14 protein-coding genes are annotated in these 17,650 nt (G+C 68.9%); 6 read left to right on the top strand and 8 right to left on the bottom strand.

All coding sequences use genetic code 11. The features are described 5' to 3' along the window. Window positions 1–10: 10 nt before the first annotated feature. The 3 genes from OIC96_RS39340 to OIC96_RS39330 all read right to left on the bottom strand — a co-directional run bounded on the left by OIC96_RS39340 (window position 11) and on the right by OIC96_RS39330 (window position 2,335). Entirely contained in the window at window positions 11–514 is a 504-nt protein-coding gene (locus tag OIC96_RS39340; protein WP_330303247.1) for a GNAT family N-acetyltransferase, read from the bottom strand. Between the two features lie 58 nt (window positions 515–572). Continuing rightward, complete coding sequence (locus tag OIC96_RS39335; RefSeq protein ID WP_330303248.1) at window positions 573–1,067, bottom strand: sigma-70 family RNA polymerase sigma factor; 495 nt, start codon at window positions 1,065–1,067, stop codon at window positions 573–575. A gap of 74 nt (window positions 1,068–1,141) precedes the next feature. Continuing rightward, complete coding sequence (locus tag OIC96_RS39330; protein ID WP_330303249.1) at window positions 1,142–2,335, bottom strand: glycerophosphodiester phosphodiesterase; 1,194 nt, start codon at window positions 2,333–2,335, stop codon at window positions 1,142–1,144. A 309-nt stretch (window positions 2,336–2,644) separates the two neighbouring features. Here OIC96_RS39330 and OIC96_RS39325 point away from each other — a divergent pair, with 309 nt between their 5' ends. Then, the gene (locus tag OIC96_RS39325) at window positions 2,645–3,397 is read left to right on the top strand and encodes a lysophospholipid acyltransferase family protein (RefSeq protein WP_330303250.1); all 753 of its coding nucleotides are present in this window, start codon (window positions 2,645–2,647) and stop codon (window positions 3,395–3,397) included. A gap of 97 nt (window positions 3,398–3,494) precedes the next feature. Here the strand turns inward: OIC96_RS39325 and OIC96_RS39320 are convergent, their stop codons facing one another. The 5 genes from OIC96_RS39320 to OIC96_RS39300 all read right to left on the bottom strand — a co-directional run bounded on the left by OIC96_RS39320 (window position 3,495) and on the right by OIC96_RS39300 (window position 9,798). Next, window positions 3,495–5,033 carry an MFS transporter gene (locus OIC96_RS39320; protein WP_330303251.1) on the bottom strand — a complete coding sequence of 513 codons (1,539 nt, stop codon included), beginning with the start codon at window positions 5,031–5,033 and terminating at the stop codon, window positions 3,495–3,497. Then, window positions 5,030–5,581 (bottom strand): TetR/AcrR family transcriptional regulator, encoded by a 552-nt coding sequence (locus OIC96_RS39315; protein ID WP_330303252.1) that lies wholly within the window; start codon window positions 5,579–5,581, stop codon window positions 5,030–5,032. The genes OIC96_RS39320 and OIC96_RS39315 overlap by 4 nt, the downstream gene beginning before the upstream one ends. Window positions 5,582–5,715: 134 nt before the next feature. Next, the gene (locus OIC96_RS39310; protein WP_330303253.1) at window positions 5,716–6,687 is read right to left on the bottom strand and encodes an aldo/keto reductase; all 972 of its coding nucleotides are present in this window, start codon (window positions 6,685–6,687) and stop codon (window positions 5,716–5,718) included. 153 nt (window positions 6,688–6,840) lie between these two features. Further along, window positions 6,841–8,274: an argininosuccinate lyase gene (gene argH, locus OIC96_RS39305; protein WP_330303254.1), complete on the bottom strand. Its 1,434-nt coding sequence runs from the start codon at window positions 8,272–8,274 to the stop codon at window positions 6,841–6,843. Between the two features lie 330 nt (window positions 8,275–8,604). Next, entirely contained in the window at window positions 8,605–9,798 is a 1,194-nt protein-coding gene (locus tag OIC96_RS39300) for an argininosuccinate synthase (RefSeq protein WP_330303255.1), read from the bottom strand. A 254-nt stretch (window positions 9,799–10,052) separates the two neighbouring features. Here OIC96_RS39300 and OIC96_RS39295 point away from each other — a divergent pair, with 254 nt between their 5' ends. The 5 genes from OIC96_RS39295 to OIC96_RS39275 all read left to right on the top strand — a co-directional run bounded on the left by OIC96_RS39295 (window position 10,053) and on the right by OIC96_RS39275 (window position 17,644). After that, window positions 10,053–10,892 carry a hypothetical protein gene (locus OIC96_RS39295; protein WP_330303256.1) on the top strand — a complete coding sequence of 280 codons (840 nt, stop codon included), beginning with the start codon at window positions 10,053–10,055 and terminating at the stop codon, window positions 10,890–10,892. 138 nt (window positions 10,893–11,030) lie between these two features. Next, window positions 11,031–11,618 (top strand): pyridoxamine 5'-phosphate oxidase family protein, encoded by a 588-nt coding sequence (locus OIC96_RS39290; RefSeq protein WP_330303257.1) that lies wholly within the window; start codon window positions 11,031–11,033, stop codon window positions 11,616–11,618. A gap of 95 nt (window positions 11,619–11,713) precedes the next feature. Further along, window positions 11,714–16,663 carry an HD domain-containing protein gene (locus OIC96_RS39285; RefSeq protein ID WP_330303258.1) on the top strand — a complete coding sequence of 1,650 codons (4,950 nt, stop codon included), beginning with the start codon at window positions 11,714–11,716 and terminating at the stop codon, window positions 16,661–16,663. After that, entirely contained in the window at window positions 16,656–17,036 is a 381-nt protein-coding gene (locus tag OIC96_RS39280; RefSeq protein WP_330303259.1) for a hypothetical protein, read from the top strand. The genes OIC96_RS39285 and OIC96_RS39280 overlap by 8 nt, the downstream gene beginning before the upstream one ends. Continuing rightward, window positions 17,033–17,644, top strand: coding sequence for a hypothetical protein (locus tag OIC96_RS39275; protein ID WP_330303260.1), 612 nt, complete (start codon window positions 17,033–17,035; stop codon window positions 17,642–17,644). Before OIC96_RS39280 ends, OIC96_RS39275 begins: the two co-directional genes overlap by 4 nt. The last annotated feature ends 6 nt before the right edge of the window (window positions 17,645–17,650 follow it).

The following is a 17,650-nucleotide window of genomic DNA, read 5'->3' as shown; positions in this document are numbered from 1 at the left end:
TCGGTGAGCGCTATGCGCTGGCCGCGAGCGCGCCCGCGTCGGCGCCCTTCGCCAGGGTCACCAGGGTGAGCCGCTCGTCGACCTGTTCCCGGGAGACCGGCGCGTAGCCGTGCTTGCGGTACAGGCGCAGGTTGCGCTCGCTGCGGTGGCCGGTGAAGAGCTGGAAGGACTTGGCCGCACCGTCCGCGCCGAGTTGTGCCTCGATCGCGGCGAGCAGACGTCCGCCGAGGCCGTGGCTCTGCATGCGCGGGTGGACGATGAGCTTGTTGATGCGGGCCGTGCCGTCGGCGTCCACCGCGCCGCGGACCGAGGCCACCACCTCTTCTCCGAGCCGGGCCACCAGGACGGTGCCGCCCGCCAGTTCCGCCCTGAGGGAGTCGAGCGGCTGCGTGAGCGGCTCGATGGCGTAGTCGCCGTACAGCTCGGCCTCGCTCTGGTAGCAGAGGTACTGCAGCTTGAGGATCTGCTCGGCGTCCTGCTCGGTCGCCGCCGAGATGGTCACGCTCATGCCCATGTGTGCATGCCTCCCGCTCACCTGTTCCGCCGGTCGTCCCTCACTCCTATCCCCGTCGTCAGCGGGCCGCAACCTCCACCGCGAGCAATCGACGCAGACATCCCAGACATCTGGAGCGTTCCGGACCAAGACTGCCCTGTGAGATACCCAACTCCCCCGCGATCTCCCGGTAGGTGAGGTCCTCCGGAGCGAGCAGCGCCGCCATCAGGCTCGGGCAGCGGCCGGGCAGCCGGCGCACCGCGGCGTGCAGGGCGCGACGGCGGTCGGCGGTCATCGCCTGCTGCTCGGGGCCGGGCCCGCGGTCGTCGGCGGGCTCGGCGGCGTAGGGCAGTTCGATGCGGGCCGTACGGCGGCTGCGGCGGGCCTCGGAGCGTACGGCGCGGCGCACCCACCCCTGCGGGTCGACGGGCGGGCCGCCCGCGTCGAGTCGCTCCAGGAGGCGCAGCCAGACGGCCTGTTCCAGATCGCTCTGCTCGGCTCCGGACGCATAGGCCTCGGCCGAGGCCTCGGCGGCGAGGAGCGGGCGGAGCGTGGCGACCATGTCGTGTGTCATATGCGGCACGACGCGGCCGCCCCGGCGCGAGGTTGCCGGGGCGGCCGACTGTCACCCCAACCGGGGTGGCGGGGTCATCCGTTGACGAAGTCCGCGCGGGCGAGCACCGCGGTGTCCGCGTTGTCGGAGAAGACACCGTCGATGCCGGTCGCGAAGTACGTCTTGAACGCGCCGAAGACGTCGCCGTACGCGGTCGGGTCGGTGCCCTTGCGGAAGTCCGCGGGCAGGAAGGGGTTCTCGTTGCGCATGGTGTACGGGTGCAGGATCAGGCCCGCGTCGTGCGCGTCGTCGACGAGCGTGGTCGGCGTGAGGAGGCTGCCGCTCGCGTCCTTCGGGATGACCAGGTCGAGGGTCGGGCCGATGCCCTGCGCGTACGAGGCGATCTCGGCGAGGCCCTTCGGAGTGATGAGGTCGGCGACCGTGCGCGGGTCGCCCGCCTCCACGAAGTCCCAGGGGCGGGTGCTCGCGGCGGAGAGCAGCACGACGAGCGGGTTGCCGACCAGCTTGTTCAGGCGCTGGATGCTGCTCGGCTCGAAGGACTGCAGGATGACGGGCGAGTTCCTCTTGTCCTTGCCGTACTTGCGCAGCAGCCCCGCGACCCGCTCCTCCAGGCCGAGGCCCAGCTTGCGGAAGTAGGTGGGGTGCTTGGTCTCGGGGTAGATCCAGACCTGCTTGCCGCGCTTGCGGGTCTGCTCGTCCTGCCAGCGGAGCACCTCTTCGAAGGTGGGGATCTCCCAGCGGCCGTCGTAGAGGGTGTTGTGCGGGCGGTTGGCCGGGATGCGCTCGACGGCGCGCAGGGTCTTCAGCTCGGCGAGCGTGAAGTCCTCGGTGAACCAGCCGGTGACGGCGACCCCGTCGAGCGTCTTGGTCGTCTTGCGGCCGGCGAACTCGGGGTGCGCCGAGACATCCGTGGTCCCGCCGATTTCCGGCTCGTGACGGCATACGAGGTGGCCGTCCTTGGTGGGCACCAGGTCGCCCGCCTCGACGACGTCCGCGCCCAGGTCGAGGGCCAGCTGGTAGGAGCCGAAGGTGTGCTCCGGCCGGTAGCCGCTGGCCCCGCGGTGCCCGATGACGGTGGGCTTGGGCAGGCTCCGGTAACCACCGGAGGAGCTGCCGCCCCCTTGCCGCTCGTCGGCTCTCGCCGTGCCGGGCAGTCCGAGGACGGCTCCGCCGGCCCCGAGCACCGCGGCCCCGAGCAGGGCCCGGCGCGCCGTGCCCCGCTCCTGTCCGTTCGACTCCTGCGACTCGTGCGACTGCTGCGCCCCCATGAGCGCTCCTCCCGCCGTAGTGCCCCCGCGTGTCAAAGCGGGACGATCGTAGGTGCCCTCCCATGACGGGAGGGAGACCTGCGGTCGAACACGCGGGTGACCCTGGATGTCGTACGGAATGCGGAATATGACGGTCCGTCGGCTTCGAAGCGAGAGGGGCGGGTAGGCGGTCAGCGAGGACGGGTTCACCCGTTCGCCAGGTGCGGCGCGCGATGTCCGTCACATCGTGTCGCCCGCATGTCGGCCGCCCACTGGCGCGCCACCGCAGGTAAACCTGCGTCAACAGTGCGTATCCAGTCGGTGAACCCGATGTGCAATCACCCGGCGGCCGCGAGTATCGTCCTCACCTGCACAGACTTCCATACCGATCCCTTGACACCGGAGGGCCCGTTGTCCCGCTTCGCGCTCATCAAGGCAGTGCTCGGACCGATCATGCGCCTGATGTTCCGCCCACGGGTGGAGGGCGTGGAGCACATCCCGGGCGACGGTCCGGTCATCCTGGCCGGCAACCATCTCACGTTCATCGACTCGATGATCATGCCGCTCTTCTGCGACCGCCAGGTCTTCTTCATCGGCAAGGACGAGTACGTCACCGGCAAGGGCGTCAAGGGCCGCCTGATGGCCTGGTTCTTCACCGGCTGCGGCATGATCCCGGTCGACCGGGACGGCGGCCGCGGCGGTGTCGCGGCGCTGATGACCGGCCGCCGGGTGCTGGAGGAGGGCAAGGTCTTCAGCATCTACCCGGAGGGCACCCGCTCCCCCGACGGCCGGCTCTACCGCGGCCGTACGGGTATCGCCCGGCTGGCCATGATGACCGGCGCGCCCGTCGTCCCGTTCGCCATCATCGGCACGGACAAGATCCAGCCCGGGGGTGCGGGTATGCCGCGGCCGGGTCGTGTCACGGTTCGCTTCGGTGAGGCCATGGAGTTCTCGCGGTACGAGGGTATGGACCGTGACCGGTATGTGCTGCGGGCCGTGACCGACTCGGTGATGACCGAGGTCATGCGGCTGTCGGGGCAGGAGTACGTGGACATGTACGCCACGAAGGCGAAAGCCGCGTAGGCGCGCAGCGGAAAGGGAAGACCGCACAGCGCCGTTGGGCATCTGCCGTTCGGCGTGTGCGGCTGTTCGTGGGTTGCTCGCGCAGTTCCCCGCGCCCCTAAAGGGGCGCCTCCTCCAGCCCCGTTTCCAACCTCTGCCCTCTCAGCAGGAACCATGCCGCCACCGCCGTGGCCAGCAGCACCAGCGCTCCCCCGCCCGACGCGAGGGTGAGGCCGTCGACGAAGGACTCCCGGGCCGCGCTGAGCATGGGCTCGGAGGTGTGTGCCGAAAGACCCTTTGCCGCCTCCACCGCGCCGCCCAATGACTCATGGGCCTCGGCCGGGGTGCCCGCCGGGCCGGGGAAGCCCGCATAGACGCCGGTGACGATGGAGCCGAGCAGGGCGATGCCGAGGGCGGCGCCCAGTTCGTACGCCGTCTCGGAGACCGCGGACGCGGCGCCCGCCTGCTCCTTGGGCACGCTGGAGAGGATCACGTCGGCGGTGACGGTGAACGAGAAGCCCGCGCCGATGCCGACGAACAGCAGGGCGGCGCCGAGCAGCGGATAGCCGGTGGACTGGCTCAGCAGGGTGAGCGCACCGAGCGCCAGCCCCACCGCGGCGAGACCGCCGGTGACCACGGCACGCACCGAGAACCGCCGGGCGACCGAGCCTGCGACCAGACCCGCCGCCACCGCGCCCACGGCTGCGGGGACTTCGGCGAGCCCGGCCTCGAACGGCCCCCTGCCCTGCACGAGTTGCAGGTACTGGGAGAGGAAGAAGACGAGCCCGGACATGCCGAGGACGGTGAACAGGTCGGCGAGCACCGCTCCGGAGAAGCCCCGGTTGCGGAACAGCCGTACGTCCAACAGCGGTGCGGGCAGCGTGAGTTGACGTCGCACGAACCAGTACAGGGCGGCGGCGCCGAGCAGGCCCGCGGCCGTCGGCTCCCAGGAGAGCCCGTGCGCGGCGGCCTCCTTCACCGCGTACACGACGCCGATCACACCGACGAGCGAGAGGGTGACGCTGGTCAGGTCCCACGGGCCGGGGTTCGGGTTCTTCGACTCGGGCAGCAGCCTGATGCCGACGAGGACGAGGACCACCATCACCGGAAGGTTGATGAGGAAGACGGAGCCCCACCAGAAGTGTTCGAGCAGGAAGCCACCCGCGACCGGGCCGACCGCCGTACCGGCGGAGGCCGTTGCGCCCCAGATGCCGATGGCGAAGCTGCGCTCGCGCGGGTCGTGGAAGATGTTGCGGATCAGGGCGAGTGTGGCGGGCATCAGGGTCGCGCCCGCGACACCGAGCAGCGCCCGCGCCAGGATCATCAACTCCGGTGTCGTGGCAAAGGCGTTGAGCACCGATATCAGGCCGAACGCGGTGGCGCCGACGAGCAGCAGCTTCTTGCGGCCGATGCGGTCGCCGAGGCTGCCCATGGAGACGAGCAGACCGGCGATGACGAACGAGTAGACGTCACCGATCCACAGGAGCTGCGTGCCCGAGGGCTTCAAGTCCTCGCTGATGTACGGGGTCGCGAGGCCGAGGACGGTCGCGTCGACGGCCACCAACAGCACGGCGAGGACGAGGACGGAGAGCGCGACCCAACGGTCCGGGCGCTTCTCCACCTCCGCCGCGACAGCCGGCTGCAGGGTGCTGGTCATGATTCCTCTCTCCGTAGTGCGCCGCCGAGCAGCAGCTCGACGATCATGTGGTGGAAGTCCTTGCCGGCGACCCGGCCCTCGGTCACCGCCCACGCCCCCGAGGCCATGAGCCCGTAGAGCGCTTCGGTGAGCCAGGCCGGGGTGAGGTCGATGCGGAACTCGCCGCTGTCCTGGCCGCGCCGGAACAGTGCGGCGATCCGGGCGTCTATCCGCGCCCAGCCCTCGTTCTGTTCCTCGCCCTCGAACAGCTGGTTCTCGGTGTAGAGGAAGGCGAGCAGGCCGGCCGCCTTCTCCAGCTCCTTCACCAGGCGGCGTACGGCTTCCTGGGCGGCGCCCTCGTCGGGGCGGGCGGCATCGAGGGCCGCCTCGCACTCCTCGATGCCGAGCGCCTCCAGCGCCCGTACGAGTGCGTCACGCCCCGCGAACTGGCGGTGCAGCGTGGCCCGGCTGATCCCGGCCGCCTTGGCGACCTCGTCCATGGTGGCGGTGGATTTGCGGGTGAGCAGGGCGGCTGCGCTGCGCAGCACGTGTTCGCGGTCGACAGCCATGAGACAAGAATAGACCATGTGAGACATCATTGTCTCACCAGACGCGCGAGAGTCTCATGCACTCCCTGCTTGCGATGTCTCTCAGTGCCCCGTGTTCACGGGGGGGGGCTCAGTACTCCCTGTTCACGGGGCGCTCAGTGCCAGGGCAGCTGTCCGCGCCGCTCCCAGTACGCGCGCGGGTCCTCGGCCAGGGCCGCGAGCCGGGACAGCTGGTCGTCGTCGAGGTCGACGACCGCCGCATGCAGGTTCGAGGCGAGCTGGCCCGCGGTGGCCGCGCCGGACAGCACGACGCCCGCCCAGGGCTGCCGCAGGATCAGCGCGAGGGCCACGGCGTCGCAGCCCAGGGTGGTCTCCGCGGCGATGGCCTTCAGCGCGTCAGGCGCATAGGGATCCGCGAGCCGGCCGTTCGCCATGCCCTCCTTGACGATCACCGTGAGTCCGGCGTCATGGGCCTCGGCCAGCGCGGGCGCGGCCGAGGTCTCCAGCACGTTGTAGGTGGACTGGACGGTACGGAAGAGGGGCTCACCCTCGACCGTCACGGCGAGCGCGGCGCGGATGGCGTCGGCCTGGGCGGGACCGCTGGTGGAGAAGCCGATGGAGAGGCCCTGCGCGGCCGCTTCGGCGAGCTTGGCGTGGAGTTCCTTGTCGGTGAGGGCCGGGCTGTCCGGGGTCAGCGAGTGGATCTGGTAGAGGTCGAGCCGGTCGTCGAGCAGCTCGGCCGTCTCGGCGCGCTGCCGCTCGTAGGTGGCGACACTGTGGTCCTTGACCTCGTGCGCCTCGGCGTCGGTCCGCCAGTCCGCCGTGTAGGTGTAGCCCCATTTGCTGCCGACCACGACGTCGTCGATGTCGGGCCGGCCGCCCAGCCAGTCGGCGAGGAACTCCTCGGAGCGGCCGTAGGACCGGGCGACGTCGAAGTAGCGCACGCCCTGGGCGTAGGCGGCTTCGAGGAGCTCGTGGGTGCGCTCGCGCAGGGCGTCGACGCTGCGATTCTCTCCGAGGTCATGGTCTCGACCGAGGTTGATGTAACCCGGGCGGCCTACTGCGGCGAGGCCCAGGCCGATGTGGCAGGTGGGCGTCGTGGCGGTCGCGAGACGGGCGAAGGGCATCGCGGGCTCCGTTCGGTCGGCTCCGGTGCGGCTCCTGACCAACGTAACCCGCGATGACCTTCGCCTCAGTGCTCGGTCGTGCGGTGATTTGGCGAGTGCGGGATTGTGGGGGTTGCTCGCGCAATTCCCCGCGCCCCTTTCGGGGCGCTTCCCTTACCGCTTCTCTTTGGCCTTGGCCCACGCGTGCTGGGCCGCCACGTCCGTCTTCACCTCGGCCAGCTGAATCGCGACCGCGCTCGGGGCCGTGCCGCCTCGGCCGTCGCGGGACGCCAGGGCGCCGGGGACGTTGAGGACCGACCGCACCTCCGGAGTCAGGTGGGCGCTGATCTTCGCGAACTGCTCGTCGGTCAGGCCGTCGAGCTCGATGCCGTCGGCCTCCGCGACCTTCACGCACTCGCCGGCGACCTCGTGCGCTACGCGGAACGGCACGCCCTGCTTGACCAGCCACTCGGCGATGTCGGTGGCGAGCGAGAAGCCGGCCGGGGCCAGCTCCTCCATGCGCTCACGGTTGACGGTCAGCGTGGCCATCATGCCGGTGAACGCGGGGAGCAGGACCTCCAGCTGGTCGCAGGAGTCGAAGACCGGCTCCTTGTCCTCCTGGAGGTCGCGGTTGTACGCGAGCGGGAGGGCCTTGAGGGTCGCCATCAGGCCGGTGAGGTTGCCGATCAGCCGGCCCGACTTGCCGCGCGCCAGCTCCGCGATGTCCGGGTTCTTCTTCTGCGGCATGATCGAGGAGCCGGTCGAGAACGCGTCGTGGAGGGTGACGAAGGAGAACTCCTTCGTGTTCCAGATGATGACCTCTTCGGCGATCCGGGAGAGGTTGACGCCGATCATCGCGGTGATGAAGGCGAACTCGGCGACGAAGTCGCGCGAGGCCGTGCCGTCGATGGAGTTCGCGACGGAGCCGTGCTCGAAGCCGAGGTCCTTCGCGACCGCCTCCGGGTCCAGGCCGAGCGACGAACCGGCCAGCGCGCCCGAGCCGTACGGCGACACGGCCGTCCGCTCGTCCCACTGGCGCAGCCGCTCGGCGTCCCGGGACAGGGACTGGACATGCGCGAGGACGTGGTGGGCGAAGAGCACCGGCTGAGCGTGCTGGAGGTGCGTACGGCCCGGCATCGCGACATCCGGGTGCGCCTCGGCCAGACCGATCAGCGCGTCCTGGAGCTCGGCGATCAGGCCGCCGATGACGCGGGCGTGGTCGCGCAGGTACATGCGGAAGAGGGTCGCGACCTGGTCGTTGCGGGAACGGCCGGCGCGCAGCTTGCCGCCGAGGTCGGGGCCGAGGCGCTCCAGCAGCCCGCGCTCCAGGGCGGTGTGCACGTCCTCGTCGGCGATGGTGCCCACGAAGGACCCGTCCGCGACATCGGCTTCGAGCTCGTCGAGGCCCGCGATCATCCGCGTCAGCTCGTCCTCCGTGAGGAGGTTCGCCTTGTGCAGCACGCGCGCGTGGGCGCGTGATCCGGCGATGTCGTACGGCGCGAGACGCCAGTCGAAGTGGACCGACGCGGACAGCTTGGCCAGGGCCTCGGCGGGACCGTCGGCGAAACGGCCGCCCCAGAGCCGTACGTCTCCGCTGTTGCTGCTCACTTGCGTGCTCCTAGAAGACATGGATGTGGATGTGCCAGTGCCTCCCCACTTGTGAGTGAGGAGGCGGCCAATCGGATTAGCCAAACGTAACTACCCCGTGGCAGAGTGTCACGCGCACGCCCGGCGCCCAGGCGACGTCGGGCACCCTCCTCGGCGAGGTCGCAAGACCTCACCGACCAGCGTCCGGAGGGACGTGCCACGCGGGCTGACGGCTCCTGTCGTTCAGCACCAGGGCACGAAGGCGGTTGGCTCACATCCTGAGCAATACTCAGGCTCTCTGGCCAATCAGAGACGCTAGTGCGTGGGAGGTTTGCGCCGGGCGGACCTGGCTTACGCCAGGTCCCGCTTCGCGGCGATCTTCGACGACAGGCTGTAGATGTCGATGAAGCCCTTGGCCGCGGCCTGGTCGAACGAGTCGCCCGTGTCGTACGTCGCGAGGTTGAAGTCGTAGAGCGAGGTGTCGGAGCGCCGGCCGGTGACGACCGCGCGTCCGCCGTGCAGGGTCATCCGGATGTCGCCATTGACGTGCTGGTTGGCCTCGTTGATGAAGCCGTCCAGGGCGCGCTTGAGCGGGGAGAACCACTGGCCGTCGTAGACCAGTTCACCCCAGCGCTGCTCGACCTGCCGCTTGTAGCGGGCCAGTTCGCGCTCGACGGTGACGTTCTCCAGCTCCTGGTGGGCCGTGATGAGCGCGATCGCGCCCGGAGCCTCGTACACCTCGCGGGACTTGATGCCCACGAGCCGGTCCTCGACCATGTCGATCCGGCCGATGCCCTGGGCACCCGCGCGCTCGTTGAGCTGCTGGATGGCCTGGAGGACGGTGACGGGCTTGCCGTCGATGGCGACCGGGACGCCCTCCTTGAAGGAGATGACGACCTCGTCGGCCTCGCGTGGGGTGGCCGGGTTCGAGGTGTACTCGTAGATGTCCTCGATCGGCGCGTTCCAGATGTCCTCCAGGAAGCCCGTCTCGACCGCGCGCCCGAAGACGTTCTGGTCGATGGAGTACGGGGACTTCTTGGTGGTGGCGATCGGGAGCTGCTTCTCCTCGCAGAAGGCGATCGCCTTGTCCCGGGTCATCGCGTAGTCACGGACCGGGGCGATGCACTTGAGGTCGGGGGCGAGGGCGACGATGCCGGCCTCGAAGCGGACCTGGTCGTTGCCCTTGCCGGTGCAGCCGTGGGCGACCGTGGTGGCGCCGTGCTTCTGAGCGGCGGCGACGAGGTGCTTGACGATCGTCGGGCGGGAGAGGGCGGAGACCAGCGGGTAGCGGTCCATGTAGAGGGCGTTGGCCTTGATCGCCGGGAGACAGTACTCGTCGGCGAACTCGTCCTTGGCGTCCGCGACCTCGGCCTCGACGGCACCGCAGGCGAGCGCGCGCTTACGGATGACGTCCAGGTCCTCGCCGCCCTGGCCGACGTCGACCGCGACAGCGATGACCTCGGCGCCCGTCTCCTCGGCGATCCAGCCGATGGCGACGGAGGTGTCCAGACCGCCTGAGTAGGCGAGTACGACGCGCTCGGTCACGGGTTTCTCCTCACACTGCATTCGCTGATATGCATGAGTATGCAGCACTCTGCATGATTCGTCAATCGAGGGGCCGTCAGGGCGGGGCGCCCGGGCGGGGCGCCGGGAGCCGCCGATTCGAAAATCTCAGCGGTGATTGAACGCAGGAAATCGCTTTCCCGTACTTCCCCCCGAACGCAGGCGCCGCGTTTGTACACCCGCTTCCCGTGCACCCACTTCCCGTGCACCCACTCCTGACCAAGTGAGGCTTCCGCATGTCCAGGGCCCTTCCGAAGTACAACAAGCGCCGCGTCGTGATGATCGGCGGCGCCGCCGCAGTGGTGCTGTCCGGAGCGGTGATCGCCGGCAACGCCTTGGCCGGGGAGACATCCAAGAGCGGCACGCAGAACGCCACGACGAAGGCCGCGTCCCCGGGCACCGTGAACTGCCCGGCCGTCGCGCCGAGCCTGCCCGCGATCCCCGCCTCCGCCAAGGCCGAGGTCGACCGCAACCTCACGCTGCTGAACACCCAGATCTCCGAGGCCAACAAGCGGCTCGTCGACACGGTCGGCCAGGGCGGACCGAACTTCATCCAGAACGCGATCCTCGGCCCCCTCAAGGACAAGCGGGTCGCCACGATCAATCGCATCGCCACGGCCATCGGGCGCACCGCGGCCAAGCCGCAGGGTCTGGACTCGCTCGCCCCGTGCACGCTGAACGCGGTGGGGGGTGCCGCCGCCGCGACGCCGACCGCGAGCGCGAGTGCCGCGGCGACCGCGCAGGCGAGTGGTGCCGCCGGCACCGCGAGCGGCTCGACCGCCGCCGGCACCATCAGCTGCCCGGACGTCGCGTCGAAGCTGCCGGCGATTCCCGCCTCCGCGAAAGCCGAGGTCGACCGCAATCTGGCGCTACTGAACACCCAGATCTCCGAGGCCAACACGCGACTGGCGAACACCGTCGGGCAGGGCGGACCGAACTTCGTCCAGAACGCGATCCTCGGCCCCCTGAAGGACAAGCGGGTCTCCACCATCGACCGCATCGCCATCTCCATCGGACGCACCGCGGCCAAGCCGCAGGGCCTGGACTCGCTCGCCACCTGCACGCTCAACAAGTGACGGACGGCGCATGACGGACTCCGTGACCGCCCCGCGCGCCGGCCGGGGCGGCCACGGAACCGTCGACCACGGAACCGTCGGCCACGGAACCTTTAATTCCTTAGACGGGCGAACGACTTTCCTCAATAATCGTTAGACATGGGAAAGACCTATGAGCGCATAGACGGCAGACTGCGTACATTCATCGAGGCGCAGCCCCTCTTCTTCACCGCGACCGCACCCCTGTCCGGGGACGGCACGGTCAACCTCTCCCCCAAGGGACTCACCGGTTCGTTCGCCGTGATCGACGAACTGACCGTGGCCTACCTGGACTTCGCCGGAAGCAACGCCGAGACCATCGCGCATCTGAGGGAGAACGGCCGGATCACCCTCATGTGGTGTGCCTTCCAGGGCCCGCCGAACATCGTGCGGGTGCACGGCCGTGGCGAGCCGGTCTTCCGTGACGACCCGCGCTTCGAGGGGCTGCTCGGTCACTTCCCTTCCATCGACCCGACCCCGCACGGTCTGCGCGCGATCATCGTCGTGACGGCCGAGCTTGTTCGGGACACCTGCGGCTATGCGGTGCCGTTCATGTCGTACGAGGAGGATCGCGATCTGCACGGGAAGCGGTTCGCGCGTGAGGACGACGTCTCGCTGAGCGAGTACTTCACGAAGAAGGATCACGTGGCTACGAGCCTGGATGGGTTGCCTGGGTTGCCGCTTCCGTTGCCGCCGTCCACGGTCTAAGCCAGGTCGACGGACGCGGAAGCCGCCGCAACCGCCCCACCTGCGCCGCACGGTGCCATCATGTACCTGCTGTTGGCGGGAGGGGACAACAACATATGCAACAGGCACACAGGGCTCTCTTGATCGGTGTCGGAAACGTGCCCTCGGCACCCGGTCTGACAGAGCCTCTCGACACCGTGGTCGCGACCGATCTCCAGTTAATGGACACGGCACTCCAGGGGGCGGGGTACGAGGTCGAAACGCTGTTGGACGCGGTGAAGTCCAAGATCAGTACGAGGCTCTACGAAGTGGCCCGCGAGGTACCCGTCGGCGGCACCCTCCTGGTGTACTTCACCGGCCACGGTGTCCGAGTCGGCACTGAGGACTTCCTGGTCCCGGCGGACGTCACACCGCCAAGCGACGGGAACTGGCAAGGACCCTACGTAGATTCGTTGCTGTCCGCGAAAATCAGCCCGCTCCTCAAGGAGTGCAAGGCGGACACCGTCCTGTGGCTGATCGACGCATGCCGCACCGATATGACCGCAGGCGGTGATCCGTTCGGCAACAGCAGCGACAACGGCCCGCCGGGCAGTGGCTTCGCCGTGATGATGGGCTGCTCCGCCGGCGAGCGCAGCGGCTACACATCGGAGGGCAGCTTCTTCACCCGCTCCCTCGCCGACGCATTGGGACCGATGACGCCGGCGCGGACGGTCCAACAGGTCTTCGACATGGCGCGCGCGAAGACGCACGAAGGGGCTCGCCGCCTCCGCGGTCTGACCCAGACGCCGACGATCCGGTATGGAACAAACTCCGAGGAGGAAACCCGGGGCAGGGAGATCTGCACCGGTCGCGAACTCCTCGAATCCTGGCGCGATGCCGTGCACAAGACTCCGCTGTGGCAACGCGTCGTCGCGAGCGACCAGAGAAGCGTGTCCCGTTTCCAGGGGTCCTTGGACGCTCTCGTGGAGCAATGCGCGCGAACGCTGTATCTGGCGCAGGACCGGCTACCCGCTCCGGATCCGTGGAACGACGACGCTTTTCCGGTGCGCCTGCTGCAGGACCGGCTGCCTCAGCTGATGCCCGAGTCCGCCACACTCTCGGCGATCGAGGCTGCGGCCCTGGTCGCGGCTCCCTTCCTCCACGAGGCCGCCTGGGCGAACCGACTGAGCCAGGCGGTGGAGGCCACCCCGTACGACCTGGAACGGCGCTCGGACGGGGGTGCCCACCGCAGACACTACGAGCAGATCGTCGACCAGCACGCGCGCGTGGCACGCAAGGTGACCGAGTGCCGTGCGCGGGACCGTGATCAGGACGTCACCGCCGTGACAATGTGGCTGGTGCACCGCTGGATCGCAGAACGGTTCGAAACGGACGACGCGGCGGTGCCCTCCGAGCCGGCCCATACGCTCGCGAAGTCTCTACTCGGCGCGCGCGACGCGGTCGCCGACGACCGGGTGCACGAACTCGCGGACCTCCTGCGGGCCACGGCGGCAGCCATCGGGGGCGAGGAACCGCCGGACGGCGAGGAGACCCACGCCCTGAGCAAGGTGCTCCTGCCGGATGGCCATCAGTGCTTCCGGATACGTCCGTTGACGCGGTTACTGCGTCTCGCGGCCACCCTGGCCGTGGACGTGCGGTCCTTCCCGGACGTGGTGGCCGAGCACTTGGCAGTCACCGACCCCGTCCTGCCGCAGGAGGTCATCGGCATCGCCCGCAGGCTGAGCTGGGCACGTGACGGTGACGCCCTCCATCTGGACGCGCCTTGCCCGCATCAAGCGCTGCACGCGGCACTCACCGAGATCGCCGAGCAGGGCCACCAGCACGCCGAGCAGATCGCGGGACTGGCCAAGAGCCTGCCGGAACCCGAGGCCGCCCTGCTCGTGGGGGTACCCACCAAGGTGACGGCTCGTGACGTCCGCCCACGACGGACGTCACGCGGACCTTCGTACGAGATCCCACTGCTCCGCTTCCACCTCGCGCAGACCGAAGTGCGTGAGCTGCTGATGGGCGAGCAACTGTACGGCGGTGAACCGCAGTTGGCGCTGCGCGAGCTCTATCAGAACGCCATGGACGCCTGCCGCTACCGTGCGATGCGCTGGTCCTATCTGCGGAACACGGGCTCGGATCCGGACAACTGGTCGGGCCAGATCGTCATCACCCAGGGCCAGGACGAGCGCGGGCATTACGTCGAGTGCCGGGACAACGGCGTGGGCATGAGCGCGGAGCAGCTCAAGTACACCTTCACGCGCGCGGGAAGCCGATTCGAGCAGTCGAAGGCGTTCCGTCGCGAACAGTCCCGGTGGCTGCGTCACGACTCCGCGCTGCGGCTATACCCCAACAGCCGCTTCGGCATCGGTGTGTTCAGCTACTTCATGCTCGCCGACGAGATGACCATCGTGACCCGCCAGGTGAGCACCGAGGGCATTCCGGCGAAACACGCCCTCCAGGTGGACATCCCGAGCAGTGGCAGCCTGTTTCGCATCCAGCGCCATGACGGTTCTGGTGACGGCATGGCCAGAGGCGGCACGCGGGTAAGGCTGTATCTCCGCAGCAACGTGGTGGCGGAGGGTCTGTCCTGTGTCAACGCCCTGCGGAAGCTCATCAGGGTCAGCGAGTTCAGCCTGGAGGTGAGCGACTCTGCGGGCGTTCCGCACATGTGGACGCCGGACGTCCTGCAGCCTGCACCCGACAGCACCGACGGTGAGCCGCTGGAAGCCGTGCGCGATGTGCTGTGGTGGGTGCCCGGCGAGGGCGCGGTGCTGTGCGACGGCATCATGACGGACCAGAAGCCGTTCGGCTTCGTACTCAATCTCACCGGCCCGCACGCGGGGCGCCTCAGCGTGAGCCGCAAAGAGCTCCAGGACTTCGATGCCGACTGGGCGGAGGAGAACTGGCGCAAGGGGGCGGCCGCACTCGTCGACTGGCCGCAGTTGACCATGGAGTGGCTGTGGCAGTTGGACCGGCGCAACCGGCCCGTCGCCGAGGTACTCCACGACGAGTGGCGTGGCCGGGGCATCGCCGTACGCCGTGGCATGCAGGAGTCGCACGCACTCGACATCGAGGGGTGGTTCCACCTCGACAATGCGTACATTTCCAGTGCCCAGTCGAAGAGATCGAACGTCGAGCGCCCTCAGCTCGCGCCGTGGCGCTACGCCGCCCTGGGAATGAGGCACGGCTCCTTCGCCTCGTCCGCCCCCCTGAGCCTGGAAGGCTATCCGGTGCCGGGACCGGGCGACGCGTCCCTGCCCACGGACACCCAGCAAATGTGGTGGAAGGTCGTGAGACACGCAGCGGATCACGGCCAGACGGTGCGTGACGTGGTCAGACGCCAGCGTCGACTGCGCATCGCCCACACCAGCGAAGGCCCGCCGCCCGTGACGGGGGAAGATCCGTCGTGGGTTCCCGACGAGTTCGACAGAGCCATCACCCGTCGGCTGGACACCGCCGAAAACCTTGGCTGGGTGGCCGACGCCAGCAGACACCCCGATGAACTTGGGAACTTGGTTCTCGCCTCGCAACAGTTGGGAATGCCGCTGGGAGAGGTCATCGGGCGTTGCGCGCGGTACGCGCCGCTGCGCGTGGCGCCTTTTCCGGACGTCCCGACCCATCACGAGAACTACGTGTGCACAGCAAGGGATATCGCACATCTACTGATCTCCCAACCGTTCACCCCTTCCGTACGGCGTGTGAGTGGACCGGAGGACGTACGCGCGGTCAGCGAAAGCACCCATGCGCCGGTCTCGGAGATCCTCGACACACTGACCCGGTTCGAATGGCTCGGCTGGACCACCCCCGCCGCCGCGGAAGTCGACGCATGGATAAAGCTCGACGAGGATGCCTTCGCCGTCCTCAAGTCCTTCACCTGGGTCGGGCCCGACGGACGGCGAGTGCTGCCGTGGGCCGCTACCTTCGCCATGGCCGAGCGCCTGGGAGCGGACCTCGGCGAAGCCGAGGAAGAGTTGGCGCGGATCGCCACGAGCATGGACATGGTGCATGAACGCCGCTACACACACGGTTCCCAGGGCCGGCATCTGGTCCCCTCCGCTCGGGCGGTGGAACTCGTGGGAGAACTTGCCGAGTACGACTGCCCACTGGAGGACGGTGTCCGTCTGAACGAACTCGCCTATGCCGCCCATGTGACGGAGAAGGACGCAGAGCTCCCCGGTGCTGTCAACGAACTGCAGACGGCGGGTGTCAGCCTTCCGGAGAACATCGACATCATCTTCGCGTGGGCGGATCTGCCGCTGCGCAGTCGGTACGTCCTTTCCGGCAAGGACCTCTCCTACAGCTCCGAGGACTGCCCTGCGGAGTATCTGACCACGGCTGCGCTCTTCCAATCCGCCGAGTTTCTTCACGAAGCCCTCCAGGAGGTGTGGGAGATCGCCCGCCGGGACGCCGACCGCTTCGGACTGGCCGTGCCCCCACTTCCGCACGAGTTCGCGCAGTACCGCCCCACCCACCGCGAATGCCTGGCTCTGACGTATCAAACGCTCGATGCCAACGGCGAGTACCTCCCTTACGCATGGAAGTCGCTGACACCTGCGGCTCTCGCGGCCTACGCCAAGGATTCCGAGATCGACACGCGCACCGCCTACGAACGCCTCGCCGCGCTGCGCCCCCTCGGCGCTTTGGTGCCGGATCTGCCGCGAGAAGCACTCGACGCGCTGCCCAGGGCGGTCCCGAGCGGCCACGACCTCGTGGCCCTCTCCTCAGAGCACCGGTTGACCGACGAGGAGGAACCGCCCAGCCCCCTCGACCTGGTCAGCCTCGCGGGCAGGCTCGGGGAACCGCTCCCCGAAACCGTCCGCCGTATCGAGCCCTACCTCCCCCTGTGGCCCACGGCGAGCGTGCTGCCGCCCACCCCGAACACCATCCCTCTCTGGCAGGACCTCATCCTCCTCACCGAGCACCTCGACGGCAGACTCCCCGCCGTCGAAGGCCTTATGTCACCGCGCCACGTCACGCTCGCCGCTGACGCGACCGGCGAGTGCGAGGCGTGGATCCGAAGCCGACTGCGCCTGTACGCCACGATGTTCGACCTACACCTGGACAAGGACCATGACTAACCCGGTTCACCCACCCCACGACTTCGACGCCGTCTACGCCGAAGAGCACATGGGCGAGGTGCCCACCCCCTTCCGGGGGCGCTCGTACGCGGACGGCAGCGTCGTCGTCGAGGGCAACTGCCCCCGCTGTCACGGCAGAACGGCCAGCGAATACGGGCACGGACTGCCCGGCAGCGGGACCAAGGGGCTGCTCTCCTGGCTGAAGGCCGCGGAGACGGCCCCAGACATCGATTCCGACGTCGCTGTGCTGAAACTTGAGGTGCACTACTGCGAATGCAGCCACCCCCATCCGAACATCCCCTCGGACGCGAGCCCCATAGGCTGCGGAGCGAGCTGGCGCGTGTCCACACTCACAAAGGATGACGCGCCGTGAGCGCCCAGTCGGACAGGAGATGGGCACAGCTCGCGCGTGAGCTGGAGTTCACCCAACTGCCCGAGCTGCGACGACAGGCCGAGGGCTGGCGCACCGGGCTCACCGGTCTGACCGCACTCGTCGCCGTCCTGGTCACTCTGAAGGGTCGGGACAGCCTCGACCAACTTCCTTCAGCCGCACGCCACACGGCAACGGCACTCCTCGCCGGGGCCTTCCTGCTGCTCGTCATCGGTTCCGTCCTCGCCGTGCGAGCGGCGCATGGGAATCCTGGGCGCCGTCTCCTGCTGGCCGGGCAGGCGCTGCGCCGATGGACCGATACCGAGGTGGTCCGGGTGACTCGCTTCCTCCGGTACGCGTCGGTGTGCTGCGTCGGCGGGATCGCGCTCGTCGCCGTGGCGATCGGCATCTTCTGGACGACGGCCGACACGCTGCCGGACCATCTGGTCCGCGTCACGACGCCGAGCGGAGACAAGTGCGGGGAATTGCTCGGCCTGGGGCCCGGTGGGGTCATCCTTCGCCTGACGGACGGCGGGAGCGGAAGCGTCACGCTGGACCGCGACGCGGTGACGTCCATGACGCCCGAATCCTCTTGCGGCTCCGCGGGCTGACCTGAG

This window comes from Streptomyces sp. NBC_00775, assembly GCF_036347135.1.
In the GTDB taxonomy this organism is placed as follows: Bacteria; Actinomycetota; Actinomycetes; order Streptomycetales; family Streptomycetaceae; genus Streptomyces; species Streptomyces lutosisoli.
The sequence above is the reverse complement of the archived record's forward strand: the minus strand, read 5'-3'. Positions and strand labels throughout refer to the sequence as shown.

Bases quoted from the DNA above. Each gene is read 5' to 3' on its own strand.
- OIC96_RS39340 (WP_330303247.1), bottom strand. From the start codon at position 514: ATGGGCATGAGCGTGACCATCTCGGCGGCGACCGAGCAGGACGCCGAG.
- OIC96_RS39335 (WP_330303248.1), bottom strand. From the start codon at position 1,067: ATGACACACGACATGGTCGCCACGCTCCGCCCGCTCCTCGCCGCCGAG.
- OIC96_RS39330 (WP_330303249.1), bottom strand. From the start codon at position 2,335: ATGGGGGCGCAGCAGTCGCACGAGTCGCAGGAGTCGAACGGACAGGAG.
- OIC96_RS39325 (WP_330303250.1), top strand. From the start codon at position 2,645: ATGTGCAATCACCCGGCGGCCGCGAGTATCGTCCTCACCTGCACAGAC.
- OIC96_RS39320 (WP_330303251.1), bottom strand. From the start codon at position 5,033: ATGACCAGCACCCTGCAGCCGGCTGTCGCGGCGGAGGTGGAGAAGCGC.
- OIC96_RS39315 (WP_330303252.1), bottom strand. From the start codon at position 5,581: ATGGCTGTCGACCGCGAACACGTGCTGCGCAGCGCAGCCGCCCTGCTC.
- OIC96_RS39310 (WP_330303253.1), bottom strand. From the start codon at position 6,687: ATGCCCTTCGCCCGTCTCGCGACCGCCACGACGCCCACCTGCCACATC.
- OIC96_RS39295 (WP_330303256.1), top strand. From the start codon at position 10,053: ATGTCCAGGGCCCTTCCGAAGTACAACAAGCGCCGCGTCGTGATGATC.
- OIC96_RS39290 (WP_330303257.1), top strand. From the start codon at position 11,031: ATGGGAAAGACCTATGAGCGCATAGACGGCAGACTGCGTACATTCATC.
- OIC96_RS39285 (WP_330303258.1), top strand. From the start codon at position 11,714: ATGCAACAGGCACACAGGGCTCTCTTGATCGGTGTCGGAAACGTGCCC.
- OIC96_RS39280 (WP_330303259.1), top strand. From the start codon at position 16,656: ATGACTAACCCGGTTCACCCACCCCACGACTTCGACGCCGTCTACGCC.